Source organism: Paenibacillus sp. MSJ-34 (assembly GCF_018918005.1).
Classification (GTDB): domain Bacteria; phylum Bacillota; class Bacilli; order Paenibacillales; family Paenibacillaceae; genus MSJ-34.
In genome coordinates this window covers 60,163-72,752 of the sequence record NZ_JAHLPR010000005.1, presented here as the reverse complement: position 1 = coordinate 72,752, position 12,590 = coordinate 60,163, and the positions used below count along the sequence as shown (strand labels likewise).

Annotated in this window: 13 protein-coding genes; 1 reads left to right on the top strand and 12 read right to left on the bottom strand. The window is 52.5% G+C overall.

Annotated features, from left to right (window positions below; translation table 11 throughout):
- Positions 1–45 precede the first annotated feature (45 nt).
- The 3 genes from KQI79_RS03680 to KQI79_RS03670 all read right to left on the bottom strand — a co-directional run bounded on the left by KQI79_RS03680 (position 46) and on the right by KQI79_RS03670 (position 4,017).
- On the bottom strand, positions 46–1,362 hold the full coding sequence (locus KQI79_RS03680) for an extracellular solute-binding protein (RefSeq protein WP_216536870.1): 1,317 nt from the start codon (positions 1,360–1,362) through the stop codon (positions 46–48).
- A 130-nt stretch (positions 1,363–1,492) separates the two neighbouring features.
- Entirely contained in the window at positions 1,493–2,281 is a 789-nt protein-coding gene (locus KQI79_RS03675; protein WP_216536869.1) for a response regulator transcription factor, read from the bottom strand.
- Complete coding sequence (locus KQI79_RS03670; protein WP_216536868.1) at positions 2,281–4,017, bottom strand: sensor histidine kinase; 1,737 nt, start codon at positions 4,015–4,017, stop codon at positions 2,281–2,283. Before KQI79_RS03670 ends, KQI79_RS03675 begins: the two co-directional genes overlap by 1 nt.
- 116 nt (positions 4,018–4,133) lie before the next feature.
- On the opposite strand from KQI79_RS03670, the gene KQI79_RS03665 reads away from it, so the two are divergent.
- Positions 4,134–4,298 carry a hypothetical protein gene (locus KQI79_RS03665; RefSeq protein ID WP_216536867.1) on the top strand — a complete coding sequence of 55 codons (165 nt, stop codon included), beginning with the start codon at positions 4,134–4,136 and terminating at the stop codon, positions 4,296–4,298.
- A gap of 46 nt (positions 4,299–4,344) precedes the next feature.
- Here the strand turns inward: KQI79_RS03665 and KQI79_RS03660 are convergent, their stop codons facing one another.
- The 9 genes from KQI79_RS03660 to KQI79_RS03620 form a co-directional block, all read right to left on the bottom strand.
- Complete coding sequence (locus KQI79_RS03660; RefSeq protein WP_216536966.1) at positions 4,345–4,677, bottom strand: ArsR/SmtB family transcription factor; 333 nt, start codon at positions 4,675–4,677, stop codon at positions 4,345–4,347.
- Position 4,678: 1 nt separating this feature from the next.
- Positions 4,679–5,104, bottom strand: a complete 426-nt coding sequence (locus tag KQI79_RS03655; protein ID WP_216536866.1) for an SRPBCC family protein — start codon at positions 5,102–5,104, stop codon at positions 4,679–4,681.
- Between the two features lie 173 nt (positions 5,105–5,277).
- On the bottom strand, positions 5,278–5,562 hold the full coding sequence (locus KQI79_RS03650) for an alpha/beta-type small acid-soluble spore protein (RefSeq protein ID WP_216536865.1): 285 nt from the start codon (positions 5,560–5,562) through the stop codon (positions 5,278–5,280).
- A gap of 496 nt (positions 5,563–6,058) precedes the next feature.
- The gene (gene rbsK, locus KQI79_RS03645) at positions 6,059–6,994 is read right to left on the bottom strand and encodes a ribokinase (protein WP_216536864.1); all 936 of its coding nucleotides are present in this window, start codon (positions 6,992–6,994) and stop codon (positions 6,059–6,061) included.
- A complete protein-coding gene (locus KQI79_RS03640) occupies positions 6,991–7,902 on the bottom strand; it encodes a nucleoside hydrolase (protein WP_216536863.1) in 912 nt (303 codons plus the stop codon). The genes rbsK and KQI79_RS03640 overlap by 4 nt, the downstream gene beginning before the upstream one ends.
- 69 nt (positions 7,903–7,971) lie before the next feature.
- Positions 7,972–8,997, bottom strand: a complete 1,026-nt coding sequence (gene add, locus KQI79_RS03635; protein ID WP_216536862.1) for an adenosine deaminase — start codon at positions 8,995–8,997, stop codon at positions 7,972–7,974.
- Between the two features lie 3 nt (positions 8,998–9,000).
- Positions 9,001–9,948 (bottom strand): ABC transporter permease, encoded by a 948-nt coding sequence (locus KQI79_RS03630; RefSeq protein WP_216536861.1) that lies wholly within the window; start codon positions 9,946–9,948, stop codon positions 9,001–9,003.
- Entirely contained in the window at positions 9,941–10,987 is a 1,047-nt protein-coding gene (locus KQI79_RS03625; RefSeq protein WP_216536860.1) for an ABC transporter permease, read from the bottom strand. The genes KQI79_RS03630 and KQI79_RS03625 overlap by 8 nt, the downstream gene beginning before the upstream one ends.
- Positions 10,984–12,537, bottom strand: coding sequence for an ABC transporter ATP-binding protein (locus KQI79_RS03620; RefSeq protein WP_216536859.1), 1,554 nt, complete (start codon positions 12,535–12,537; stop codon positions 10,984–10,986). Before KQI79_RS03620 ends, KQI79_RS03625 begins: the two co-directional genes overlap by 4 nt.
- Between the last annotated feature and the right edge of the window lie 53 nt (positions 12,538–12,590).

The window sequence follows — 12,590 nt, the reverse complement described above, 5'->3', positions numbered from 1 at the left end:
AGGACTTAGCCGCAATCGCTGCGTCCTTTTCTCCGCCGCAGACGGTTATTTGCCGGCCTTCAGCACGTCTTCCTGCTTCTGTGCGAAGCCTTCCGGCGTCACTTCCTTGCCAAGCAACGCCTGAATCAGTTTTTGATGTTCCTCCGATGCGACCGGCTTCATTTGAACGTCAAGATAGAGCGTGACTTTGTTCGCCTCGTTTAACTCATCCAGCAAATCGATGAACATTGGAGGAGGCTGTACGGATCCGGTATCCACTTTCGTTGCGGGGATAATTCCGGCTTCGGTGACCGACTTTTCGCCCCACATCTTGACAAAGTAGGATGCAAACTTTTTCGCTTCTTCCTTCACTTTCGAATTCTCCGACACAAACATGCCGACACCGACCCCGCCGACCCAATTGTTTAATTCGCCCTTGCCGCCATCGATCGTCGGAAATTTGAAGAAACCGATTTTGTCTTTAAACGATTGCGGGACGTCGGGGCTTGTCGTATAGTTGGGCACTTCCCAGGTCCCCATCGCGTACATGGCGGCTCTTTCATTCATGAACTCGGATTTGGCTTCCTCATTGGACAAGCCGTTGAAACCTTTCATAAACGCGTTCATATCCACCAATTCTTGAGCCATTCTTGCCGCCTCGATCAGGCTCGGATCGGTGAAATGCCAATTCGCAACGGATTGATCCATCAGTTCGGCTCCTCCGAGCCGGTCGGCAAGGTACATATACCAGAACGAACCCGTCCATGCATCCTTGGCTCCGAGCGCGATCGGCGTGACGCCGTTCTCGTTCAACGTTTTGATAATATGCTTGAATTCATCGTAGGTTTGCGGAGGCTCCAATCCGTATTGGCCGAACATTTCCTTGTTGTAGAATACGGGCACGATATTCAACTCGACGGGAAGCGCATACGTTTGGCCGTTCATAGCAAAAGCTTCCGTCGTACCTGTCACGAACCGGCCATTCATCTCATTCTGAATCAGATCGTCCAGCGGCGCGAATAATTCCCCCTTCACATACGGTTCAAGAAACCCCGCCGCCCAAGTAAATCCCACGTCCGGAAGACTGTTCGATGCGGACAGCACCTTGAGTTTATTCTTGTATGGTTCATTCTCCAGCACTTCGGCTTTGATTTTCACATGAGGATGTTCCGTTTCGTAGGCGTTTATAATCTCCTTAACCAATTTGTTCTGCGCGGAGTTCTCGACATCCGGCCACAAATGCATCATTTGGATCGTGATTTCTTTGCCCGAGCTTGTTATTGTCGTACCGCTGCCGCTTGAATCGGAGCCTTGAACGCAAGCCGCCATCAATAGAATGAAAGCGAACAGGAATGCAACCACAACGGATGATTTGCGCCTCATCACTTCTTCCCCCTTGTAATGTGTGTTGTATGCGCTTTCTTATATATCTATTTTTTCAGTGTAGCATTTCGGTCCTATACGGTGTAAGGGTACGGCCATTAGGTAAAATTCCACTATTTTTGGAATAGGGTTAAATAGGTTCATTCCCGTCGATTTGTCTGCGATACTGGCTGGGGGTCATTCCTTCGTATTCCTTAAACAAGGTTATGAAATATTTTACCGTCTGATAGCCGACTTCCTCCGCGACGGCCGCAACCGGCATGTCCGTGAAAACGAGCAAATGTTTGGCGTATTGCATTCGGCTTCTCGTTACGTATTCGCTAAAAGTGAGATCGGTCTTCTCCTTGAACAGCGCGCTGAAATAGCTCTGGTTCAGATGCACATGCTCCGCAACCTCGCGCAAACCGATCTGACGGCGCAAATTGTCTTCGATATACCGTATAGCCGCTTGAATCGGCGGCGGGGCATGACGGTCTTTGGCTTGCAAATCGACGAGCCGAAGGTCGACCACCTTCTCGATCATTTCGGCTCGCTGTCGCCGCTCTTCAATCTCCAATGCCTGTTCCAACGCCTCGATCAGTTTCTGTTTGGCGACAGGCTTCAGCAAATAGTTGACGACTCCGAGCTGCAACGCTTCCCGCGCATAATCGAATTCCGAGTATCCCGACAGAACGATGACAACCGGTTGATACCGCTCTCCTCGCATCGTCTTCACGAGCTGCAAACCGCTCATTTCGGGCATGCGAATATCGGTAATCAACACGTGAACTTGCTTTTGTCCCAACATATCCAGCGCTTCGTCCCCATCTTCCGCGACGAGAATGTCGTATCGGCCCGCCCCCCAAACTTCCAACGTTTTTTGCAATCCTTTCCTTGTCATCGGCTCGTCGTCTACGATCAGTATCGTTTTCATGCGCATTACGCATCTCCTCCCGGTATTTCAAAGGTTATGACCGTTCCTTGCCCCGCCTGGCTGCGAATCGAGATGTCGCGAATCTTCGCGCGGTCGTAATACAGCCGCAACCTTTTATTGACGTTCGCAATCGCCATGCCGCTCCCCTTCATCGCCACAACGGCTTCTTGTTCCAACGATCGCAGAATCGACCGCACGGCGCTTTCCTCGATCCCGGGACCGTCGTCCTCCACTTCAATGATCCATTTCGGGGACGGATCCGCGCGCCTTACGCGAATATGCACCGACCCCGGCCCTTTCTTGTTCCCTACGCCGTGCAGCACGGCATTCTCCACAAGCGGCTGAATCATCAGCTTCGGGATCGGAACCCTCTCGCATCCGGGCGCGGCCGAGATGCTCCAGGTCAATCGGTCGCCGAACCGCAGTTTCATAAGCTGCATATAGCGTTCGGCATGCTCCAGCTCGTCCCGGATCGTTACCCATTCGCCCTGATGCGCGTTTCCGATCGTATAACGGAATAAATCCGACATAGCAATGACCAATTCGGCCAATTCATCCTCTTCCTTATCTTGGAGAGACCAATAGAGCGCTTCCAGCGTATTGTACAGGAAATGCGGATCAATTTGCGCCTGAAGCGCTTTCAACTCAGTGTGGCTGCGAACGAGCTCTTTCTCGTAAATCGCTTCGATCAATTCGTTCATATTGTCTACCATTTGGTTATAAGTTTTCGTCAATTCATTGATCTCCACCGTGGAATTCATTTCCGGGCTCGGCTTCAACGTGCCTGTCCGGGCGCTGCGCATCGTCTTGATCAGCTTCAGAACCGGTCTGGTGATGAGTGTGGAGAGGAACACGGAGAATACAAGGAAAATGAAAAATCCGATTCCCCCGGATGCGGCGATGGCCGTCCGAAGGACGGAAAGCCCTTCCGTTAGGCTGCCGACGGGAGTCAGAATGTACAATGTCCAACCGGTCAAATCGGAAGATTGCCTGACGACGATGTATTCTTTGTCTTGAATCGTCAGCCTTAGCCGTTCCCGAACGGCTTGTCCGATATCTCCGTCGTAATTCGACGAGATGGTTGCCATATTGCGGTCGACGAGAACCATATATTCGCCGCTGCTGAGACTCGAATTCGGAACTTCAAGTTGAAAATAATTGCGATTCATACGAATTAACAGATACCCCCCATTGGAAAACCAACGGTCGATCAGGCTGATGCGCCGAATCGCGAGAAAGTAAGCCGGGTCCCGAGGATCGGTCCCGATCCAGACCATACTCCCCTTCGCGCGGTCGGCCTCTTCTACCCATTTCTTGTCGAGACGGGTCAGCAAATTCGTTTCGTCAAGCGGATATAATCTTTGGTAATCTTTCGTATACAGATCGAGCGAGTTGATCCCGTCCGAATAAACTTGAAATGAGCCGATCGTTCGCGTCAATGCCTGGCGTTGTTCGAATTTGGCGGGATGCCCTTCCGCCACCTGAAGCAGCAATTGCTGGACTTCCGTGTTGGTCACCATCTGGCTTGTCAGCACGTCGATTTGTTTATAAAGCGTTTCCAATCTGCCGTTCGCTTCTGCCGCCGTCTGCCGGATTTGCTTCTCCGCATTTTTCGTTATAAGCGCCGACACCAGATGAAAGGTCATAATTCCGACAATCAACAATACGATGATCATGACCGACAGAAATACGACCAGGATCTGATTGCGCAATGTATTGTACTCCTTCAGACTCAGCTTCATTCTGAATCCGCACCTTTCCCGAGAGGATACTTTCCCGCAAAGAAACAGTACCAGATTAAATAAAGTTTGGAAAGCAGGAATATCTCCGATACAACGAAACATGCGGTTCATTCCTCATGAATAAAAGAAGATCGCCGACCCTTGGCAAGTCTTGCCGGTCGTACGATCTTTCATCGTTTGGAAAAAGCGTAAACGCGTATTTAAACCGGTATATCGATTTGCGTCGTCCGGTACTCGACATGAACATCGCCGATCTCTTGCGCCGCTACAATATCGGATAAAGCTGGCGACGGGAGATGCAACGTTAGCGGATCCGTCCGGCCATTTCTACTCGTCCGCCGCGGTTTCTTCCACATAATGCTTGAGCATTGCCAACTTGTTCTCCCAAAACCGATCGTAATACTCGAGCCACCTTTTTAATTCGAGCAGCGGCTCCGGCTGGAGGCGGTACCTCGTTTCCCGGCCGACCTTCCGGTTCGCGACCAGCCCCGCATCCGCCAAGATGCGCAAATGCTTGGAGACGGCCGTGCGGCTCATGGCGAAATGTCCGCTCATTGCGGTGACCGGCATTTCTCCATTGCTTAGCATTTGCAACAGTTGACGGCGCGTCGGATCGGCGATAGCTTGAAAAACGTCCGGTTTCGCCGATTCGGCGGCCATATTATGCTTCGGCATAGGCGCGCAATTTTTCCACCAGTCCGGCCCAGCCTTGATCCATTCTGTCGCGAACGATGGAATGAGCCTCATTGAATTCGGTCAACGTATCCGCATCCCAGCCGGCATGAATCAACGTAAATTCCGTCCGGCCGTTCATGTCGGCCAATTCAAACGTTACCGTCCAATCCTTGCCCCAAGTGAACGAAAGCCGGTTCGGCGGATCGATTTCCGTCACCTTGCAAGGCGACATCCCATACGGGCCTGCGTTCAATTGGAACTCATACCCGTCGATCGGTTGAAAATCGTTAGGCATAAACCATGCGGCGATTCCTTCCGATGTCGCGACGGCTTCCCACACCTTTTCGATCGGAGCGTTCATTTCGAGCGTATGACGAATTTCAGGCAACGTTTGTTGCGATTTGTTTTCCATGATGGTACCTCCAAATTTATGATCCAATATCAAAATGCGAAACCTTTAGGTTTCGTTTAAGATTATATGACACCTTTAGGTTTCATGTCAATTGCAAATCATTAGCAATAAAAAGAGGCTGCCGCGACAGCCCCAATCACTTATCATTTACGCAGTTGAACATGCTTATGCCGCTATTTCTTCTGTTGCTTGACCAGTTGCTCCTGGGCGATACGAATCATTTCGCGAACCATCGGGCCGCCGATTTTCCCTCCGACACGGCCGGCCTCTTCCGTCTGCAAATCGCCGTTATCGCCCTGTTGCAACGGCACGCCGACGTCTTTCGCCACTTCGTACTTGACGTCGTCCGGATGATTCGGATCGACGGCATAGCCTTCGCGGCGCATAACATCCGCCTTCAAATCCTTGACGCCTTGTTCCGCCCCCGTTACGAGCAGCCTTCGGCTTCTTCGGGCCATCGTTATCCCTTCCTTCTTGGCAAAGATCATCATTTTGCTTCTCTGCCAATTAAGCTTCCCCGCGCGACGGGAAATTACTCTTCCCGGAAAAGTTCACCGATATCGTTTATCCAGCGGCGCTGACATCCGATTCCCGCTTTTCCACTGCTAGCGTTGCATCGGAAATTGCTATCCGGACCGTACGGCCGTTATATCGCGTCAAAATCGCTGATTCGCTGTTTTGGAGGACTTCGGTTCCGTTATTCGTCCGTCGGAGGGCTTGTTTGTGCGCTTTTGCCGCGAATAAAGAATCGTCTGTCCGCAAACGATCCGAGATCGGGCCGTTCGTCACAATTAACGTACCCTGTGTCCGCGAACTTGGGAGCAGGGGCGATTGCATTAAAAAAGAAGCCTTCTAACTCCTCTTGACCGGAGGTTTAGAAGGCTTCTTCGCTTTACTAAATCGAGACTTCATGCAGTCAGCGGACCGTTGGTTATTGCAAAACTACAAAGCGATTTACGTGGCAGCTTCTCCTACATTCGTATGGAACCGCTCCACTTCTTCGCGGGTCGGCATGCCGTCCTGCGCGCCGAATTTCGTTACCGCCAGCGCCGAAACGCGCACGGCATAGCCGACACTGTCGGCAAGACTGTAGCCCATGGCCAGACAGGACGCCAAGCCTCCGTTAAAGGCATCCCCCGCTCCCGTCGTATCGACAACGGAAACCGGGTATGATTGCTGCATCGTAAGCCGGCCGCCCCGTTGTTTCCATGCCGCCCCTTCCGCTCCGAGCGTAGCGACGACGCAGCCGGGACCCATGTCGAGCAGCGCGTCGACCGCTTCCTCCAAGGGCCGGCTGGATAAATCGACGCCGGTCAACGTCTGAAGCTCGGAGCGGTTTGGCGTAATATAGGCGACTTTGCCAAGCAATTCCTTCGGCAAACTCCGGGCCGGCGCGGGATTCAGAATGACCGGAATCCCATGTTTCCACGCGGCTTCCACGGCGGCTTCCACCGCCTCCATCGGAATTTCCAATTGGACCAAGACGATATCGGCATCCGCAATAACACGCGCCAATGCTTGCACATCCGCAGCGGTCATGGTGCCGTTCGCTCCCGGCACGACGACAATGGAGTTGTCGTCAGGCGCCAACATAATCGATGCGATGCCTGTAGCCATGCCCCCAACTTGCTTCACATGCCCGACCTCAACGCCGCTGCCGTGCAAGGATTGCAGCAACGTTTGGCCGAACGCATCCTCGCCGACCGCGCCGAGCATCGTCGTGCGAACGCCGAGCCGTGCGGCGGCTACCGCTTGATTGGCCCCTTTCCCGCCCGGGACAAAATGAACCTCCTCGCCCAGAATCGTCTCTCCTTCGACCGGAAAACGGGACGTTTTGACGACAACATCCATATTCAGGCTGCCTACGACCACAACGTTGCCCGCCATCATTCGGAATCCCCTCCGAGCAATCGTTCCATCAGCAGCTTGACCATCCGATCCGGATCGACATCCAGGCAAATATCTACGTTGGCGTCTTCCGCCTGCATCGCAATCGTTTGCCCGGTTTTCAAGCGATGATCGTACTCGACGTTGACTTTCATCTTCTTCGTCTTCACCAGGCTCCGGTCAATGACAAGCGCAACCGTCAACGGGTCATGCATAAATGTGAAATCTTCATTGTTATATTGAAACCAACGTTCCATCATGCCGGCAAGCGCAACGTTGAGGGAATCGCCGGATTCCTGCAATTGCCGCCGTTCGCGCTCCGAGATAACTACCTTCAGCGTCACGTCCAATCCTACCATCACGATCGGAGCTCCGCTGCGGAATACGAGCGACGCCGATTCCGGGTCGGAGACGATATTATGCTCCACATGGCGAATGTCGGCCCCGTTGTCGCCAAGGCGCGCGACGCCGCCCATAAGAATAATCTCCTTCACGTTCCGGGCGATACGCGGCTCGCGCACGATACTGGCGGCGATATTCGTTAGCGGCCCGATCGGAATGAGCGTAATTTGACCGGGATTCGCCATGACCGTTTCAACGATAAAGTCGACCGCATGTTTGTCTTCATATATAAGTTCCTCGGATTCTTCGATCAATCCGACGCCTTCGTGACCTGCCATCCATACTTCACGATTGTGAAGCAGCGGCTGGTCGATGCCGGCAAAGACGGGAACGTCTTGCCGACCGCCGTATTGCAGCATTTTCGCGACCATTCTGGCTCGCAAATGCGCATCGCCATAGACCGTCGTAATCCCTTCAATCGTAATTTCAGGCGATCTCATGGCAAGCGCAATGGCCATTGCATCGTCAATGTCGCTTCCGATGTCCGTATCAATGATTACACGATTCATAGCTATAACCTACCTCGAAGTAATGTAATGTATTGTAAAAGAAATGATGTCATATCTCGTTCTATGGCATTACGCCGATCCGAAACGGTCGAATTCCGCTTTGAATTCGGCACGCAGCTTCTCCTTTACATCCGCCTCCGCAAAGGAAGCTTCCAAAGCGTTCAAGACGATCCGTTTCAAATCCGAAAATGAAAAGCGGCAATACCGCATCAACCGCTCGTATTCTTGGGTCAGCGTCGTATTGGACACGGTTGTGTTGTCCGTATTGGCGGTAACGATAACGCCTAGTTCGTCATACTGCCGAATCGGATGATCCTCCCAGGAGGGCGCCGCTTTCGTTTGGACATTGCTGGTCAGGCACATTTCCAGCGGAATCTTCTTCTCCTTCACAAGTTCGAGCAATTCCGGATCCTCGGCCAGGCGGACGCCGTGCCCGATTCGCCGCGCGAACAATCCCGTAACGGCTTGGCGGATGCTGTCCGCGCCTGCCGCTTCTCCGGCGTGAATCGTAATCGGAACCCCGCTTTGCTTCGCCGCGACGAAGACCGATCGGTGAAGCTGCGGCGGAAAGCCCGCTTCGTCGCCCGCCAAATCGATACCGACGACGCCTTTGCCGATCCATTTCTTCGTCAGTTCGAGCACTTGCCAATTGCGCGCAACGTCATGATTGCGCAAACAGATCAGAATGATACGGGCGATCGTCCCAAAGTCCCGTTCGCCCGCCTTCGCTCCTTCCACGACGGAAGAAACGACCTCTTCCAAAGACAAGCCCCGCTCCGTATGCAATTGGGGCGCGAAACGAATCTCGATATATTTGATATTGTCTTGCGCTGCGTCTTCTACCGCCTCGTAGGCGGCCCGCTTCAAATGCTCCGCGGTTTGCAGACAAAGGGCCGGCAATTGGAATTTGCTCAAATATTCGATTAAACTCGGGCAATCGTCCGTAACATGAAGAGCGGACTGCCACGCCTCTCCATCAAACGGCAACGGCACTCCCAAATCCGATGCGATCTCCTTGATCGTATCGGGGCGCAATCCTCCGTCTAAATGATAATGCAGCTCGACTTTCGGCAATTTCTTGATCGTTTCCAACATCGCTTATTGCACCTTCTTTAAAGAGTGCTTCGCTTTCTTGCGTTTCTTCCATCTCGATTCCGCGACGGCATATACGATTAATCCGATGACGGTAGTGACGTAAGGCGTCGTGGCAATCAATTCGGTCGGAATTTTCAAAATTTGCAGCGCATTGGCGAGCGCATCGGCCGCCCCGAAGAGCATCGAGGCGATAAACGTGCCCACGGTTGTGCTGCGCCCTACCGCTTCGGCTGCGATCCCGATCCACCCGCGTCCGGCCGTCATGTCCCGCGTGAAGATCGAGAGATAACCCATTGACATGTACGCTCCGCCCAGCGCCGCGAAAAATCCGCTGTACAATAGCGCGATAAACTGAATCCGATTCACGCGAACGCCCACCGATTGGGCGGCATGGTAATTTTCCCCGACCGACCGGATACGCAAGCCTAGCGGCGTTTTCTTCAACATATAGTACACGCCGACAGTCGCGACCAAAGCGACGTAAGTCAATACGTTATGGCCGGATAGTATCGGGCCAAGTACCGGGATATCTTTAATGAACGGGATCGCAATGCTTGGCAGCACCTCGCTTTTGAGCGAAGTGGAAGCCCCTTTGTCCCCGCTCACTAAATAGAGAATGAATACCGTTCCTCCCGACGCGAACATATTGACCGCAATCCCGCCCAATATAATATTGGTTTTGAAATGCAAGGTGAAATAAGCCAGTATCGACGTAATGATCAGTCCCGCGATGACGGCTGCAAGGAGCCCGATCCAGGCGCTCCCGGTATAGGCGCTGAAAATGACGCCCGTCAGCGCGGCCACAAGCATAATCCCTTCCAGACCGATGTTGACGATGCCGGCCCGATTGGATATTAGCGCACCCAGCGCTGCGAACAGAATGGGCGTTGTTACGCGGAGAACGGAAAAGGCAAAGTCTGTCGAGAAGATGACATCCAGCAAGTTATTCATGTTTGCCCGCCTCCTTTACCAACATCCGGTTTTTCCAAAATTTCAAAAATTGCTCCGCCGAAATTAACAGGATGATGACGGCTTGTACGATCGAAATCATCTCCGCCGGCACATCCGACATGCGGGCCATTTGGTCGGCCCCGATCCGGATATAGGCAAGGAACAACGCCCCGCCGATGACCGATAAAGGATTGTTCTTCGCCAGCATGGCAACGAGCGCTCCGTCCAATCCGTAACCGGGAAGCGCGGTCCACTGAAACCGGGAATACATGCCGAGCACTTGGATTGATCCGCCCATGCCGGCCAGGAAGCCGGCGATCAAATGCACGATGATAATGACCTTGGCCGTATTAATGCCGGAATACTCGGCGAATTCGCGATTGTCTCCGGTCATCCGAAGCTCGTAGCCCCATCTGGTCTTGTACATATAATAATGCGCCGCAATTATACACAGGAGCACGACGATCAGTCCGGCATGAATCCGCGTTCCCGGTACGAGATTGCCCAGCAAAGCGGTCGGTTCGAATTTGTAAGATACGTTGGCGAACGCCTTGACGTCCCGCAGCTTGTAGTTCAGGAAGAATAAGCCGATGCCGAACAGGATGCTGTTGAACATGAGCGACGTGACCAACACGTTAACGTCCCATTTCGCCTTCAATATGCCCGGAATCGCCGATAGTATCGCCCCCGCCAAGCCACCCGCCAGGATGGCTACGACAGGATGGAGAAATGCGCTTAAGCTGAAATGAATGGCAATCGCCGCAGCGACGACGCCTCCCATGTAGAATAGCCCTTCCGCGCCGAGATTGAACAGGTTCACCCGGAACAGCAATACGACGGAAAGGCCCGTAAACATAAGGGGGATCGCCATTTCCACCACGTTGCCGATATGAGAAAGCGACGAGATCGGTTCGTACAAAAAGATAAAAATACTTGTAAACGGCTGCTTGCTGACCAATGCGATAATAAAAAAGGCGATAATGAGCGAGATGGCAATGACGGCCATCGTTCGAACGATTTCAAAATGTTTGGACTTCATGCCTCGAAAGCCCTCCCAACTTCATCTTTGCTTTGCTTTTTGAGACCGAGCATATACAGTCCCAGCTCCTCTTCCGTCACTTCGGACGGGTTGGGGAAGTAAGAAACGAATTCGCCGTTATACATGACAAGTAAACTGTCGCTGAGTTCCAATACTTCGTTTAAATCGGCCGATAACAACAAGATCGCACAGTTCTTCTGCCTTAACTCCAGCAATTTCCGATGAATAAGCTGCGCGGCGCCTACGTCCACTCCCCTTGTCGGCTGCTCCGCGATTAGTAAAATCGGATCCTCCGAGCATTCCCTGGCAACGATCACCTTCTGCATATTGCCGCCGGACAACATGCCGATCGGCTGGTTCGGCCCTTTGCAGCGAACTTGAAACTGCTCGATCAAATCTTTGGCCAATTGGGCAATTTTGTTGCCGTTCAGGAACAGTCCTTTATTCCATTCTTTCTTACGGTACCGGGTAGAAATCAAATTGTCGGTAATGCTCGCTTCTTTGGCGGCGCCTTGCCGCATCCGGTCTTCGGGGATATAGGAGACGCCCAAGTTGCGGATCGTCTTAATATTCGCGCCGAGCATATCGTTTCCGTTAACGGCAATCGAGCCTCTCGCTCCGTCCAACGTTCCGGTAAGCGCTCGAATCAGTTCCCCTTGGCCGTTGCCCTCGACCCCTGCGATGCCGACGATTTGGCCTGCTCGAATGGAGAAGTCCAACCCGGCAAGGATCGGCTTCCCGTTCGTGTCGGAATAGGACAAGTCCCGCACCTGAAGAATCGGCGGACCTGCGTCAACCCGCTCTTTTTCATATTTCAGCACGACATCCCGGCCAACCATCAATTTGGATATTTCCCGTTCCGTAACATCCGCGGTATGGAATACGCCTTCGGTTCGGCCGCTGCGAATAATGGTGATGCGATCGCAAATTTCTTTCACTTCTTTTAATTTATGGGAAATGAAGACGATCGTGTGGCCTTCCCGCTTCAGCACCTTCAGCTCCCGGAACAGCTCTTGCGTTTCCTGCGGCGTCAACACCGCGGTCGGTTCGTCCAAAATCAATATTTTCGCGCCGCGGATAAGCGCCTTCAAAATTTCAACCTTCTGCTTCATGCCTACCGACAAATCTTCCACTTTGGCGGTCGGATCGACGGTCAAGTTATATTTCTTCGACAGTTCCTGCGTCATGCGGATCGCTTCGCTATAATGAATGCTGAGGCCTCTGGTCGGCTCCATGCCAAGCATAATATTCTCGACAACGGTAAAAGACGGCACGAGCATGAAATGTTGGTGCACCATGCCGATTCCCCGATCGATAGCCTCTTGGGGCGATTGAAAGTTCATCTTCTCCCCGCGAAGCAAAATCTCGCCTTCGCTCGGCTGTTCCATGCCGAACATCATCTTCATCAATGTGGATTTGCCCGCGCCGTTCTCGCCGACAATCGCATGAATTTCTCCTTCCACCAAAGAGAAGTTTACATTTGAATTCGCAACAACACCGTTCGGATACACCTTCATAATGTTGCGCATTTCCAGCAAATTCTTATGCATCTGTCCATTCTCCTTTCGGATCTGCGCCTAATAACGGCAAAAGGGAATTCAAT